The sequence below is a fragment of the Enterobacter sp. RHBSTW-00318 genome (assembly GCF_014101375.1).
Classification (GTDB): domain Bacteria; phylum Pseudomonadota; class Gammaproteobacteria; order Enterobacterales; family Enterobacteriaceae; genus Enterobacter; species Enterobacter ludwigii.
This window is the reverse complement of record NZ_JABXQH010000001.1, coordinates 89,306-103,268: the sequence shown is the minus strand read 5'-3', so window position 1 is coordinate 103,268 and position 13,963 is coordinate 89,306. Positions and strand designations below refer to the sequence as shown.

At 52.5% G+C, this 13,963-nt stretch carries 14 protein-coding genes; 2 read left to right on the top strand and 12 right to left on the bottom strand.

All coding sequences use genetic code 11. The annotated features are described in order from the left end of the window. Positions 1-87 precede the first annotated feature (87 nt). The 5 genes from yciH to pgpB form a co-directional block, all read right to left on the bottom strand. Complete coding sequence (gene yciH, locus HV157_RS00610) at positions 88-414, bottom strand: stress response translation initiation inhibitor YciH (protein ID WP_182268630.1); 327 nt, start codon at positions 412-414, stop codon at positions 88-90. Continuing rightward, on the bottom strand, positions 414-1,151 hold the full coding sequence (gene pyrF, locus HV157_RS00605; RefSeq protein ID WP_020882443.1) for an orotidine-5'-phosphate decarboxylase: 738 nt from the start codon (positions 1,149-1,151) through the stop codon (positions 414-416). Before pyrF ends, yciH begins: the two co-directional genes overlap by 1 nt. Before the next feature lie 185 nt (positions 1,152-1,336). Next, on the bottom strand, positions 1,337-2,506 hold the full coding sequence (gene lapB, locus HV157_RS00600; RefSeq protein WP_014170367.1) for a lipopolysaccharide assembly protein LapB: 1,170 nt from the start codon (positions 2,504-2,506) through the stop codon (positions 1,337-1,339). A 6-nt stretch (positions 2,507-2,512) separates the two neighbouring features. Next, on the bottom strand, positions 2,513-2,821 hold the full coding sequence (locus tag HV157_RS00595; protein WP_013096374.1) for a LapA family protein: 309 nt from the start codon (positions 2,819-2,821) through the stop codon (positions 2,513-2,515). Positions 2,822-2,969: 148 nt separating this feature from the next. Further along, the gene (gene pgpB / locus HV157_RS00590) at positions 2,970-3,737 is read right to left on the bottom strand and encodes a phosphatidylglycerophosphatase B (protein ID WP_020882442.1); all 768 of its coding nucleotides are present in this window, start codon (positions 3,735-3,737) and stop codon (positions 2,970-2,972) included. A gap of 197 nt (positions 3,738-3,934) precedes the next feature. On the opposite strand from pgpB, the gene ribA reads away from it, so the two are divergent. Then, positions 3,935-4,525, top strand: coding sequence for a GTP cyclohydrolase II (ribA, locus tag HV157_RS00585; RefSeq protein ID WP_003856813.1), 591 nt, complete (start codon positions 3,935-3,937; stop codon positions 4,523-4,525). A gap of 44 nt (positions 4,526-4,569) precedes the next feature. Here the strand turns inward: ribA and acnA are convergent, their stop codons facing one another. From acnA to topA, 6 genes are all read right to left on the bottom strand, one after another. Beyond that, positions 4,570-7,245, bottom strand: a complete 2,676-nt coding sequence (gene acnA / locus HV157_RS00580; RefSeq protein WP_182268631.1) for an aconitate hydratase AcnA — start codon at positions 7,243-7,245, stop codon at positions 4,570-4,572. 163 nt (positions 7,246-7,408) lie between these two features. Continuing rightward, on the bottom strand, positions 7,409-7,507 hold the full coding sequence (gene ymiC / locus HV157_RS26140) for a small membrane protein YmiC (RefSeq protein ID WP_032669830.1): 99 nt from the start codon (positions 7,505-7,507) through the stop codon (positions 7,409-7,411). A gap of 140 nt (positions 7,508-7,647) precedes the next feature. Beyond that, positions 7,648-7,818 carry a hypothetical protein gene (locus tag HV157_RS00575; RefSeq protein WP_032669764.1) on the bottom strand — a complete coding sequence of 57 codons (171 nt, stop codon included), beginning with the start codon at positions 7,816-7,818 and terminating at the stop codon, positions 7,648-7,650. A gap of 2 nt (positions 7,819-7,820) precedes the next feature. Then, on the bottom strand, positions 7,821-7,961 hold the full coding sequence (locus tag HV157_RS00570) for a YmiA family putative membrane protein (protein WP_214579162.1): 141 nt from the start codon (positions 7,959-7,961) through the stop codon (positions 7,821-7,823). A gap of 338 nt (positions 7,962-8,299) precedes the next feature. Beyond that, positions 8,300-9,274, bottom strand: coding sequence for an HTH-type transcriptional regulator CysB (gene cysB, locus HV157_RS00565; RefSeq protein WP_006175683.1), 975 nt, complete (start codon positions 9,272-9,274; stop codon positions 8,300-8,302). Positions 9,275-9,461: 187 nt separating this feature from the next. After that, on the bottom strand, positions 9,462-12,059 hold the full coding sequence (gene topA, locus HV157_RS00560) for a type I DNA topoisomerase (RefSeq protein ID WP_020882439.1): 2,598 nt from the start codon (positions 12,057-12,059) through the stop codon (positions 9,462-9,464). Positions 12,060-12,458: 399 nt separating this feature from the next. Here topA and HV157_RS00555 point away from each other — a divergent pair, with 399 nt between their 5' ends. Beyond that, a complete protein-coding gene (locus HV157_RS00555) occupies positions 12,459-12,710 on the top strand; it encodes a YciN family protein (protein ID WP_020882438.1) in 252 nt (83 codons plus the stop codon). Between the two features lie 34 nt (positions 12,711-12,744). Here the strand turns inward: HV157_RS00555 and sohB are convergent, their stop codons facing one another. Beyond that, on the bottom strand, positions 12,745-13,791 hold the full coding sequence (gene sohB / locus HV157_RS00550) for a protease SohB (RefSeq protein WP_078774416.1): 1,047 nt from the start codon (positions 13,789-13,791) through the stop codon (positions 12,745-12,747). Between the last annotated feature and the right edge of the window lie 172 nt (positions 13,792-13,963).

Genomic DNA, 13,963 nt, shown 5'->3' with positions numbered 1-13,963 from the left:
ACCGGTACTGCGATATTAGAACGCATTTCAGGTCTGACTTACGCACGTAAAAAAAAGAGCCACGGCAAATGCCGTGGCTCATCTATTTTAGCCGCCCGCCAGTTTCACTTTCATGCCTTTGGCTTCGAGCAGGGATTTAATTAAATCACGTTTATCGCCCTGGATTTCGATAATGCCGGCTTTCACGGCACCACCGCAGCCACATTTCTTTTTCAGATCGGCGGCCAGCTTAACCAGTTCCGCGTCGTCAAGATCAATGCCGGAGATAAGGCATACGCCCTTACCTTTGCGCCCACTGGTCTGACGCTGGATACGAACAATACCGTCCCCCTTCGGGCGCTCGGCTTTCGCTTTTGGTTCGTCTATACGCCCACTTTCTGTTGAGTAGACCAGACGACTGTTTGAATCAGTCATTATGCCCCCTTTTTCAGTGATGCGTTGATCGCCTTGAGCGTCTCTGACGGGTTAGCAGACTGCGTCACAGGACGCCCAATGACCATATAGTCTACCCCTGCCGCCAGCGCCTGTTCAGGCGTCATAATGCGACGCTGATCGCCTGCCTCGCTGCCGGCCGGGCGGATACCTGGGGTAACAAGTTTGAAAGCCTGGCCCAGTTCTGATTTGAAACGCACGGCTTCCTGCGCGGAACAAACGACACCATCAAGCCCGCAATTTTGCGTCAGGCGCGCGAGACGCTCTGCATGCTCAGCAGGTGACAACGTCACGCCGAGATCGCGTAAATCACTCTCATCCATACTGGTCAGCACGGTTACGGCAATCAGCAACGGTGCATCGCTGCCGAACGGCAGGAGCGCTTCACGGGCCGCGGTCATCATTCTTGCCCCACCCGATGCATGAACATTGACCATCCATACCCCCAGTTCTGCAGCAGCAGCCACGGCGTGCGCGGTGGTATTTGGGATATCGTGGAATTTAAGGTCGAGGAAAACGTCAAAACCGCGCTGTTGCAGGTCGCGTACGATTTGCGGTCCAAACAGCGTGAACATCTCTTTGCCAACTTTCAGACGGCAGTCGCGAGGGTCTATACCGTCGACAAAGGCCAGTGCCGCGTCACGTTTATTGTAATCAAGCGCAACAACAACAGGAGAATCAGTAATTACGCGGGAAGCGGAGGAAGTAACAGACGTCATGACCAGCCCTTTTCGTCTATGGGCGCGCAGCGGCGCGGAACAGATAAACGGCGAGCATTCTACCTGCCAGCGCTGCAAATTGACAGGATCGATTTGCTCTCCTGGCTGGCCGGCAAACCGCACGGACTCGATGGGTTCTGAAAACCCATTAGTATGTTGTAACTAAAATAGATCGTTTTTAAAAATTACTGCCCATCAAGGCCTCGGATTGGCTTGATGGTCGACCATGCCCGGCATGAAGGACAGTGCCAGTACAGCGTATACGCCGTAAACCCACACTTCTGGCAACGATAGCGCGGTTTGCTTCGTACCTGCTCGCCTACCATGTCGCGCAGTACCATCAGGCTCTCTTTGGCGCGCCCTTCCTCTGCATCGTTGAGGTGGTAGTCCATCAGTTTATGGAAAACCCGCATGGTCGGATGACGTTGCAGCTGACGCGTAATATAGACCTGCGCGGTATCACTGCCCTCATACTGCTCAACCACGTCCGAGAGCATCAGTTCGGCAGTCGCGCCGGTGTTCTCTTCCACGCAACGACGCAGGAACGCTACCCATTCATCCTGCTTATCCAGTTGCTGGTAGCAGGTTTGCAGCATGTCGAGGGTTTCACTGACCAGCTCTTTATCCTGGTCAATAACTCGCAACAGGCTCTCTACAGCTTTGGCATAGTCACCATTTGCCATAAATACCCGCCCCATCATGATGGAGATACGTGCGCTGTTACGGTCAGCGGCGGCACCCTTTTTAAGCAACGCCATGGCTTTGTCCATGTCGTCGTTGCCCATTTGCTGAAGGGCCAGTTCACAGTAGAAGTGGGCTATCTCAACTCGCTGCTTATCTTTGCCCAGCTTCACCAGACGCTCGGCCGTATCAATGGCTTTCTGCCAGTCACTGGTGGCCTGATAAATCTGCAGCAGCTGCTGCAAGGCGCTGACGCGGAAATCCGTTTCATCCACCAGCTGCGAGAACATGTCTTCTGCACGGTCGTACAGCCCCGCCGCCATGTAATCACGGCCCAGCTGTTGTACCGCCAGCAGGCGTTGATCGTAGGTCAACGAGGCGCTTTCCATAAGGGTCTGGTGAATACGAATGGCGCGGTCAACCTCGCCGCGCGAGCGGAACAGGTTTCCCAGGGTGAGATGCGCTTCAACGGTGCCCGTATCCTCTTTGAGCATATCGAGGAACAGGTCTACTGCTTTGTCCTGTTGATTGCTCAGGAGGAAGTTCACCCCAGCAACGTAGTCGCGGGAGAGTCGGTTAGCCTCATCCTGTTTTGTTTGTTGCGCACTTCTGCGGCCCATATACCAGCCATAGGCTGCGGCTACAGGCAAAAGCAGAAACAACAACTCCAGCATAGTCGATTATTCCTTGACGACCGGCACACCAGAGCTTTCCGGAATGTCGGACGCAGGCGCAATTTGATGTTCGAGTCGTTTAATTTTACGTTCAGCGCGCGCAAGTGAAACACGAACTTTCAACCAGAAAAGACCGCATACCAGCCAGCCAATCGCAAAGCCCGCGGCGAATAAAACCGCCAGAAGGCTCGATACACGATACTCGCCCTGCGCCAGCAGATAGTTAAACGTCACCTGTTGATCGTTTTGTGCACCCAATGTGACTGAAATGACAAAAATCGCCAATACCAGTAAGAAAATGAGTAAATATTTCACATTACTTCCCGTTATGTGGTTCAAGCGAATAAAGTGTGTTCAACTCACCGCAATCAGCCTTATAAACTACCATTTTAGTGACGGGCGCGAAACGGAAAAAGTGACGCGCCAGTCATGGATTTATGGGCAAAACACGGAATATCAACCGTCAGGCGTCGCTTTGGTCCCTTTCGGCGATCTCTTCTTCCTCGACAGGCGGTGGCGTTAACGGACCGCAGATGCGTTCAGCAAGCCATGTTGCCAGCGTCACAAGCAGCCATGAGATCAGCGTAGCCACCACCAAATCCCGCGGCCAGTGCATCCCCAGCAGCAAACGACTGCCCATCACCCCTGTGGCCCAGACCAGTAAAATCGCGATCGTGACCGTACGTCGCCGTGGCCAAAGCAGCCCTACTCCCAGTAACGCCCAGCTGGCGGCAAACATGGTATGGCCGGAAGGAAAAGCAAACCCGGTCTCTTTTTGCCAGTGTTTACGTAAGAACTTCGGGATATCCTGCTGTTCCGCAAGCTGTTCTTTGACCAGCGCACCACGATCTTTGCGTTTTAAATTGTAGAACTCATCCACCGGAACATGGTGCGCTTTTTCCAGCCAGACGACAAAAGGACGCGGCTCCTGGACATGATCTTTAACCCAGGACTTCACGCCCTGCCCGATGAGGATCGCCCCACCGAGTATCGCAAAGAGCATCAGCGCCGCACGCAGACGAAAGCGCAAACACCACAGAAACCAGGCGCAAAGGATCACATGCGTGATAATTCCCCACGGCTGGGTGACCGTCTCCGTTATCCAGTATAATGTTTTCAGCCATGTGGCGTTCTGCCCCGGCTGCCACATCCAGCCTGAGACCCATACGGCCAGCGGCATAATAAGTAGAATGGCCGCACCTGCTGCCGTACGTCTGGCGATTGAAAGCATGTCTTCTCCTTTTTCGCTAAGCACCACAATCATAACTGAAATTCATCTGTTGGGTGGATATGTCGGATCGTGCGTTTAACGTCCATATAGCATGGCGCCCATTAGGCGAACGTGCTGAGCTTGTGGCAAAATGAACAGATACAGAAAGCCAAACAGGCGAAAGGCACGAAACGTGTCAGCCTACTCTGGAGAATCACATGCAGCTTAAACGTGTGGCAGAAGCCAAACTGCCAACCCCATGGGGCGATTTCCTGATGGTGGGATTTGAAGAACTGGCAACCGGACAGGATCATGTCGCGCTGGTGTTCGGTGACATTTCAGGACAGACGCCGGTACTCTCTCGCGTACATTCGGAGTGTCTGACTGGCGATGCCTTGTTCAGCCTGCGCTGTGATTGCGGTTTCCAGCTTGAAGCAGCCCTTTCTCACATCGCTGAAGAAGGTCGTGGGGTGCTGCTTTATCACCGTCAGGAAGGTCGTAATATTGGCCTGCTGAATAAAATCCGCGCCTACGCGCTGCAGGATCAGGGATACGATACGGTTGAAGCGAACCACCAGCTCGGGTTTGCCGCCGATGAGCGCGACTTTACCCTGTGCGCCGATATGTTCAAGCTTCTTGGGGTAGATGAGGTCCGTCTGCTGACCAATAACCCGAAAAAGGTGGAAATCCTGACCGAAGCGGGGATCAATATCGTCGAACGTGTTCCGCTGATTGTCGGCCGTAACCCGAAAAACGCCCACTATCTTGATACCAAAGCCGCCAAAATGGGTCACCTCCTGAGCGAGTGATCGCGAGATGCCCGGCATCGCCATCGCGAGCCGGGCTGAGTGCGTCAATCCAGCATTTTACGAATTACGTAATGTAATATGCCGTCGTTCTGGTAGTAAGTCAGCTCGGTTGCCGTATCAATGCGACACCGGCATTCAAGCACTTCCGTTTTACCGTCTGCTCGCGTTAACGTCACCGGAACCGTTTTACCCGGCTGCAGGTTTTGCAGACCACTAATATCAATCTGCTCTTCCCCGGTCAGCCCCAGCGTTTTACGGGTGACGCCCTGCGGGAACTCTAGCGGCAGGATCCCCATCCCGATAAGATTCGAACGGTGAATACGCTCGAAAGATTCGGCAATGACCACGCGTACCCCAAGCAGGCGCGGACCTTTCGCTGCCCAGTCTCGACTGGAGCCGGAGCCGTACTCTTTACCGGCAATCACCGCCAGCGGCGTGCCTTCCTGTTGGTATTTGACGGCGGCATCATAAATCGAAACCACTTCCGTGCCAGGTAAATGACGCGTCATGCCCCCTTCCACGCCTGGAACCATTTCGTTGCGGATGCGGATGTTGGCAAACGTCCCGCGCATCATCACTTCGTGGTTACCACGACGCGATCCGTAGGAGTTGAAGTCCCGGCGTTCCACCCCACGGCTTTGCAGATAGCGGCCTGCCGGACTGTCGGCTTTGATACTGCCCGCCGGCGAGATGTGGTCCGTGGTAACGGAATCGCCCAGCATCGCCAGAATACGCGCCCCGTGGATATCCTTAAGCGGAGCAGGTTCAGCCAGCATGTCATCGAAGAACGGTGACAGACGAATATAGGTCGAATCATCCTGCCAGTCATAGGTATCCGAGCCCACGACGTTAATTGTTTTCCATTCCGGTGTGCCTTCAAACACTTCCGCATACTCTTTGCGGAACATTTCGGTTGAGACCTTTTCAACGGCTCGCGCGATGTCGCGTGAAGACGGCCAGATATCTTTCAGGTAAACAGGCTCGTTCTTGCGATCGTGACCAATCGGGTCTGTCGTGAGATTGATATTCATGTTTCCCGCCAGCGCGTAAGCCACAACCAGCGGCGGCGAGGCCAGCCAGTTGGTTTTCACTAGCGGATGAATACGCCCTTCAAAGTTGCGGTTACCGGAAAGAACCGCACCCACGGTAAGATCGCCCTGCTTGATCGCCGTTTCAATCGGCTCAGGCAGCGGACCGGAGTTACCGATACAGGTAGTACATCCGTAACCCACGAGGTTAAAGCCCAGCTCGTCAAGGTACGGGGTGAGTTTTGCCTGCGCCAGGTAATCTGAAACCACTTTAGAGCCCGGGGCCAGCGAAGCCTTAACCCACGGCTGCGGTTTCAGTCCAAGCTCAACGGCTTTTTTGGCCAACAGTCCCGCGGCCATCAAAACGCTTGGGTTCGAGGTGTTGGTGCAGGAGGTGATAGCGGCAATAACCACCGCGCCATCCGGAAGTTGATACTGATGTCCGTTCAGGACATAGTCTATTGGACGGTGATCTTTTTTCGCGACATTGACTTCCAGTTCATTGCTGGCGGCAAAAGCTTTCGGCACGTCCGGTAACGCGACCCGATCCTGCGGGCGTTTTGGCCCGGCAAGGCTCGCCTCGACGCTTCCCATATCCAGCTCAAGCGTGCTGGTAAATACCGGCTCATCACCCGGGTTTCGCCACATCCCCTGCGCTTTAGTGTAGGCCTCGACCAGCGCGACCTGCTCTTCACTGCGACCACTCAGGCGCATATATTCCAGCGTGACGTCATCGATGGGGAAGAAGCCACAGGTCGCGCCATATTCCGGCGCCATATTGGCGATCGTGGCGCGATCGGCCAGCGGCAGCGAATCCAGCCCATCACCGTAGAATTCAACAAATTTACCCACCACCCCATGCTTACGCAGCATCTGGGTGACGGTTAACACCAGATCGGTCGCGGTAATGTCTTCCGACAGCTTACCGGTGAGCTTGAAGCCCACCACATCAGGAATGAGCATCGACACCGGCTGACCAAGCATAGCCGCTTCCGCTTCAATCCCCCCGACGCCCCACCCCAGCACACCGAGGCCGTTAATCATGGTGGTATGTGAATCCGTCCCGACCAGCGTATCCGGATAAGCCACCCACTCTTTATCCTGCAATTCACTCCAGACGGCTTTGCCCAGATATTCGAGGTTAACCTGATGGCAAATACCGGTTCCAGGCGGAACCACGCTAAAGCGGCTGAACGCCTGTTGCCCCCATTTCAGAAAGACATAGCGCTCGTGGTTACGTTCCATCTCCAGACGTACGTTTTCACCAAAAGCGTCATCATTACCAAAGTGGTCAACGGTCACGGAGTGGTCAATCACGAGGTCAACGGGAGAAAGCGGATTCACTTTTGCCGTATCGCCCCCGAGGCGCTTAACGGCTTCGCGCATGGCGGCTAAATCAACCACGGCAGGAACACCGGTAAAGTCCTGCATCAGGACCCTCGCCGGGCGATAGGCTATTTCTCTGTCGGCATGGGCACTCTTCAGCCATCCCGCCAGCGCCTGGATATCCTCGAGGGTGACGGAATCGCCATCCTGCCAGCGTAAGAGGTTTTCCAGCAAAACTTTCAAGGACTTGGGTAAACGCGAAATGTCCCCAAGCGTTCTGGCAGCCAGTGGCAGGCTATAGTAATGCCAGGTTTTGTTTTCTGCCTGTAATGTGTCCTTACTGGCTTCGCGTAGGGTTAACGACATAAGCTCCTCCTTAATTACAGAGATGTCCTGACAATCATCAGGGCTGTAATTAAAGATAACACAAAGATGTCGTAACGTTTTGATAACAACCCGAATTGATAAATTTAGGAATGGTCCAGTGAAGTGCGAAAACAAAAAACCCCGCCGCAGCGAGGTTTTGGATTTACAGGAAGGCCAGCCAGATGAGCTGAGACCAGAACAGGATCGACACAGAAAAAACGCCGAGCCATGACCAGTATTTGTGAGACATCATGTTATTCATCATAGGGTACACCAGGCATTATTTTTAAAAAGGCTCCGAGGTTTGCCCTCAGTTCTATATTGCTGATGTGTATTTATTAAAGAGTACAAAGGTGCAGAGTCTTTATTCAGACTATTTGCATCATTACGCAATTAACTAAATTATTGTTTTTTGGGTTCGTCTTCTGCGAACACATCAATAAAGGCTTGCTGCTGTGGCGTCAGTTTCCAGGACGCGGGGACAACGGTCGCAGGTGCTTTGCGTCCTTTGTGACCACTGTCACGATGCTGACACATCTGTTTTACCGTTTCTGTACGTACCGTCACTGCCATATTCAACCCCAATATTTCCAGGCCAGGAGAGCAACCACTACCCAAAACAGGGCGGAGACGAGAAAGACCGCCAGCCAGGCTTTACGCTTGAGCGCAGGATCCCTTTGCGGTTCTTCACTTCCTGAAGGCATTGCTAACCTCATACAATCGATATCGCTTATCATTTAGGACCAAACAATTGGTACAATTAATCATCTGTTGAGATAAATCCTAAAGAAACTTTAGCCGAAAAGCCAGTGAATTTACGCATCAATGGGTGGGAAATATTCAATCTTTTGACCAGAAATAAATAATTGAAAAGAAATATTTGCGTAGCCGTAAATTACTTTCTACTTTTGTCGCCAATTCACGACATTAAAACCATACAGATTAAATGGGTAATGACATTATATGGCAGGGAAAATGTAGATGATGATAATTATGATTTAGCTTTGAGGAGTTAATTCGGTATCTTTCCATGAGGGAAAGATACCGGGAGTGATTATTTTGCCGGAAGTTTGATGTCTTTAAACATCTCTTCAATATCTTCATTTGAGCGTAATGCAACCGCCGTATCGACCACGTCACGCGTTAAATGCGGGGCAAAGCGTTGAATAAAATCATACATATAGCTGCGCAGGAAGGTGCTGCGACGGAAACCAATTTTGGTCGTGCTGTGGCTGAAAATATCGTGCGCATCAAGACGAACCAAATCCGGGTCTGAAACCGGGTCGACGGCCATGCTGGCAATCACCCCAACGCCCAGGCCAAGCCGCACATAGGTTTTAATGACATCAGCATCCGTGGCGGTAAAGACAATGCGCGGCGTTAATCCCGCCCGGTTAAAGGCCGTATCAAGCTCAGAGCGTCCGGTGAAGCCGAAGGTGTATGTCACTAAAGGATATTGCGCCAGCTCTTCAATAGTCACCGACCCTTTCCCCGCCAGCGGATGATCCGGGGTCACTACAATAGAACGGTTCCAGTGGTAGCACGGTAGCATAACCAGATCGTCATACAGGTGAAGCGCTTCTGTCGCGATGGCAAAGTCCGCGTTGCCCTTTGAAACCGCTTCAGCGATTTGCGTGGGCGAGCCCTGATGCATATGCAAAGAGACGCGCGGATAACGTTCTATAAAGCCCTTAATAACGCCTGGCAGCGCATAACGCGCCTGAGTATGCGTTGTGGCAATATAAAGCGAGCCTTTATCAGGCCAGGTATGTTCACCCGCCACGGACTTAATAGCGTCAACTTTAGAGAGGACTTCCCGGGCAATACGAATGATTTCCTGCCCGGCGGGTGTCACCTGCGTGAGGTGCTTACCGCTGCGAGCGAAAATCTGGATACCTAATTCGTCCTCCAGCATACGAACCTGTTTGCTGATGCCCGGTTGCGAGGTATATAACCCCTCAGCGGTAGAAGAGACGTTGAGGTTGTGATTCACCACCTCAACGATATAACGAAGCTGCTGTAATTTCATGCCAGACCATCCGATTTAGCGCACGCGGTCAATCGCTTAAGACGATTTGATAATAAGAAAAGGGTTAACTATAACCACTATATCATTTATAGCCTGACTGTATAGTACGGAACAAAAAATAATAACAAGGTAATAAAAAAGGGCCGGAAGTCCGGCCCTTTTACAGGTAAGTTACGGTAAGGGAAGATTATTTCTTGCCTTCAACCCATTTTCCGTCGACAAAGAAGGCGGACCAACCGGTCGCTTTCCCCTCTTTCTCAGCCGCAACGTACTGCTGTTTTGTTTTACGGCTAAAACGTACCACCGTTTTATTCCCTTCAGGATCCTGCTGTGGCGCATCGGCCAGATAACGCAATTTCTCAGGCAGACGGTCGCGGAAGCGATGCAGCTCTTCCACCAGCGGCGCGCGGGTTTCACGCGATTTCGGGAAGGTGTTGGCCGCGAGGAAGACCCCGGCAGCACCGTCACGCAGCACGAAATAGGCGTCAGACTTCTCACACGGCAATTCTGGCAGCGGAACCGGATCTTCCTTCGGCGGCGCGACTTCACCGTTACGCAGAATCTTACGGGTGTTCTTACACTCGTCGTTGGTGCACGCCATGTATTTCCCGAAACGCCCCATTTTCAGGTGCATTTCCGAGCCACACTTCTCACACTCAACGATAGGGCCGTCATAGCCTTTGATGCGGAACTCACCCTCTTCGATCTCATAACCATCACACGTTGGGTTATTCCCGCAGACGTGCAATTTACGTTTCGGATCGATCAGGTAGCTGTCCATCGCCGTGCCACATTTCTTACAACGACGTTTGGCACGCAGGGCATTGGTTTCTGCATCGTCACCTTCCAGCACGTTAAGAACTTCGTTCTCAGGTACCAGGTTGATGGTGGTTTTGCAGCGCTCTTTCGGCGATAACGCATAGCCGGAGCAACCGAGGAAGACGCCTGTTGTCGCAGTACGGATCCCCATCTTACGGCCACAGGTTGGGCAATCGATGCTGGTCAGTACCATCTGGTTAGGCAGCATGCCGCCCTCTTCAGGATCTTTCTCCGCTTTTTCAAGCTGGTTGGTAAAGTCGCTGAAGAAGCTGTCGAGCACTTTCTTCCATTCCGCCTGATGGCTGGCAACCTGGTCAAGGCTGTCTTCCATCTGTGCGGTAAAGTCGTAGTTCATCAACTCGCGGAAGTTAGCTTCCAGACGGTCGGTTACGATCTCACCCATTTTTTCAGCGTAGAAACGGCGGTTTTCAACACGCACATAACCACGATCCTGAATGGTCGAAATGATTGACGCATAGGTTGACGGACGACCAATACCGCGTTTTTCCAGCTCTTTCACCAGCGATGCTTCGCTAAAGCGCGCAGGCGGCTTGGTAAAGTGCTGAGCTGGCACAAGGTCAACCAGAGAGAGTTCATCCCCTTTGTTCACCGCGGGCAGCGTTCGGTCTTCGTCGCCTTTACGCAGTGCAGGCATGACTTTCGTCCAGCCGTCGAAACGCAGGATACGGCCACGCGCTTTCAGACGGAAATCACCCGCACCAACGGTAAGCGTAGTGGAATCATACTGCGCGGGTGTCATTTGACACGCGACAAACTGGCGCCAGATAAGCTGGTACAGCTTCTGGGCGTCGGCTTCCATATCCTTCAGCGATTCCGCTAACACAGAGACGTCAGAAGGACGGATGGCTTCGTGTGCTTCCTGTGAGTTCTCTTTGCTGGCGTACTGGTTAGCGCTTTCCGGCAGGTATTTCTTACCGAAATTGTCACCGATATAGCCGCGCACCATGTTAACCGCATCCTGACTGAGGTTAGTCGAGTCAGTACGCATGTAGGTGATGTAACCCGCTTCATACAAGCGCTGGGCCATCATCATGGTTTTCTTCACGCCATAACCCAGACGCGTGCTTGCAGCCTGTTGCAGCGTAGAGGTAATAAATGGTGCGCCAGGCTTACTGCTGGTCGGTTTGTCTTCACGCTCCAGAACCTGATAGCGTGCTTTTTCCAGCAGCGCCACCGCGGCCATGGTCTGGTCACGGTTTTCAGGACGGAAAGGCTTGTCGTTCTGATGGCTCACCTGCAGCGGCAGAGCATCCCCGCCCGGCGTGGTGACATTCGCGTCGACTTCCCAGAACTCTTCTGGCACAAACGCTTTAATTTCGCGTTCACGTTCAACGACAAGACGCACGGCAACGGATTGCACACGGCCTGCGGACAGACCACGGGCAATCTTTTTCCACAGCAGTGGAGACACCATGTAGCCCACAACACGGTCCATAAAGCGACGTGCCTGCTGCGCGTTTACACGGTCAATGTTCAGTTCGCCCGGCTTTTCAAACGCCTGACGAATCGCATTCTTCGTAATTTCGTTAAACACTACGCGGCTGTAGCGTTTGTCATCACCACCGATCACTTCCCGCAGGTGCCACGCAATGGCTTCCCCTTCGCGGTCAAGGTCGGTTGCGAGATAGATGTGGTCTGCTTTTTCAGCAAGCTGTTTCAGCTCATTAACGACTTTTTCTTTCCCGGGCAGCACTTCGTATTGTGCATCCCAGTTGTGCCATGGGTTAACACCCATGCGGTTGACAAGCGCGCTACGTTCATCCTTTTTAGGCTTTTTAGCCCCTTTGGTGGAGGTAGAGTCTGCGCTCTTTTTGCTGGCTGAGCCACTGGTCGGCAAATCGCGGATATGACCGACGCTGGACTTAACCACGTAGTCATTACCCAGATACTTATTGATCGTTTTGGCTTTTGCCGGGGACTCAACGATGACGAGAGCTTTACCCATATTCACCTTTACCTAATTTAATTCTTCCAGGAATACGCCGCACGTTGATTTCCCTTCCACTGACGACGCGTCATTGATATTGCGACTGCGTCAGGGGATATCAACCCCTTTGTCTTACCGAACGTCAGAGAAAAGACGCCCAGGTGATTGAGTTTTCGGGTATTTTTCTCACGCCTCATATGATTCGTGACGAATTACCGGTCGAATGTCAAGCAATTCTGTTGCCAGAATGACGAAAGCGCACACTCTACCTGATAAAATCCGTTACGCAACTTTATTAGCATGCAAAAGCAAATCACGCCAGCCAGGCTCCTGCGCCTTATCCCCTCAGATTACAGGGAAAATTTGCCCCCAAAGCGCCCTCGGCGTAGACTATTGTCACTGTTTAAGGAGTGGATTATGCACAATACGACCCAACCAATTGACCGAGTCTCTCTGCTTATCGAAGCAAACAAGCTTATCCGTGATCATGAAGATACTCTGGCGGGCATTGAAGCCACCGGCGTAGAACAGCGTAATGGCGTGCTGGTTTTCAGCGGCGAATACTTTCTTGACGAACAGGGGCTACCTACCCCGAAAAGCACCGCCGTGTTTAACATGTTTAAATACCTGGCGCATACGCTTTCAGAGAAATATCACCTGGTTGATTAATGCAAAACGCGAGGCCTGAGCCTCGCGTTTTTGTTTACAGCAACGGTTTTTGTCCGCGCTGTAGCCAGCGGAGCAACAGCCGATCGGCACTTTCTGCCGCACTGTTGGTAAAGCGATCGAGCAGACGCTTGCGCTGCGTAAAGCGCACGCCCACCAGCTCACGGCCATCCATCAGGTTCAGCAGCAGGTCATCGCTGGTGCCCACTTCATCTACCAGTCCTTTCTCCTGGGCCTGGATACCGTACCAGTGCTCCCCCGTCGCGACCTGCTCAATATCGAGCGATGGGCGCATGCGGTGCACAAAGTCTTTAAAGAGGTGGTGCGTTTCATTGAGATCTTCACGGAATTTCTGACGCCCCTCTTCCGTGTTTTCCCCCAGCAGCGTCAGAGTGCGTTTGTACTGCCCGGCCGTGTGCAGTTCAATGTCGATCTCTTTGTTTTTGAGGAAGCGGTTAAAGTTAGGGATTTGCGCAACCACACCGATTGAACCAATAATAGAAAACGGTGCCGCCACAATTTTATCCGCGACGCAGGCCATCATGTAGCCACCGCTCGCCGCGACTTTATCCACCGCAACGGTCAGCGGGATCTGTTTTTCACGCAGGCGCTGCAGCTGTGACGCAGCCAGTCCATAACCGTGTACCACACCGCCCGGGCTTTCAAGACGCACCACCACCTGATCCTGCGGTTTTGCCACGGCAAGAACGGCAGTGACCTCTTCGCGCAGAGAAGAAACTTCATGCGCATCCATGCTGCCTTTAAAGTCGAGCACATAGACGCGTGGCTTTGCCTCATCCTGCGGTGCATTGAGCTTGGCTTTCGCTTTTGCCGCTTTGGCTTCTTGTTTATGCTTTTTCTTCTGCACTTTAAGCCACTGCTTCTGTTGATGGCTATCGAGCAGCGACAGAGACATATCTTCCTGCATCTCTTTATACTGCTCACTCAGGCGGGTAATGCGTAACTCCCCACGCTGACGCTTACGCTGCGTCAGGTTTACAATCAGAACGGCAATCACCGCAATGGCAATCACCACCGTTGCGATTTTGGCCAAAAACAACCCATACTGAGAAAGTAATTCCACGCGTTCCACCTTGTTTAACCACGATTCTTTCACGGCAGTGTACAACAGCCCTGCCCATGCGTCTCGCTCGTGACATTACCTCTGCGAGCCTGCTTCAGGAATCCCCTCATGGGGGTTTAAATATTTGCAAATTGTTAATTTTACAGTAATGCCTCCTGTAGACTGATTGAAT

Coding starts and splice junctions, on each gene's coding strand:
- ymiC (WP_032669830.1), bottom strand. CDS start 7,507: ATGAATAACATGATGTCTCACAAATACTGGTCATGGCTCGGCGTTTTT.
- yciH (WP_182268630.1), bottom strand. CDS start 414: ATGACTGATTCAAACAGTCGTCTGGTCTACTCAACAGAAAGTGGGCGT.
- cysB (WP_006175683.1), bottom strand. CDS start 9,274: ATGAAATTACAGCAGCTTCGTTATATCGTTGAGGTGGTGAATCACAAC.
- topA (WP_020882439.1), bottom strand. CDS start 12,059: ATGGGTAAAGCTCTCGTCATCGTTGAGTCCCCGGCAAAAGCCAAAACG.
- HV157_RS00570 (WP_214579162.1), bottom strand. CDS start 7,961: ATGAGGTTAGCAATGCCTTCAGGAAGTGAAGAACCGCAAAGGGATCCT.
- ribA (WP_003856813.1), top strand. CDS start 3,935: ATGCAGCTTAAACGTGTGGCAGAAGCCAAACTGCCAACCCCATGGGGC.
- HV157_RS00555 (WP_020882438.1), top strand. CDS start 12,459: ATGCACAATACGACCCAACCAATTGACCGAGTCTCTCTGCTTATCGAA.
- pgpB (WP_020882442.1), bottom strand. CDS start 3,737: ATGCTTTCAATCGCCAGACGTACGGCAGCAGGTGCGGCCATTCTACTT.
- acnA (WP_182268631.1), bottom strand. CDS start 7,245: ATGTCGTTAACCCTACGCGAAGCCAGTAAGGACACATTACAGGCAGAA.
- HV157_RS00575 (WP_032669764.1), bottom strand. CDS start 7,818: ATGGCAGTGACGGTACGTACAGAAACGGTAAAACAGATGTGTCAGCAT.
- lapB (WP_014170367.1), bottom strand. CDS start 2,506: ATGCTGGAGTTGTTGTTTCTGCTTTTGCCTGTAGCCGCAGCCTATGGC.
- pyrF (WP_020882443.1), bottom strand. CDS start 1,151: ATGACGTCTGTTACTTCCTCCGCTTCCCGCGTAATTACTGATTCTCCT.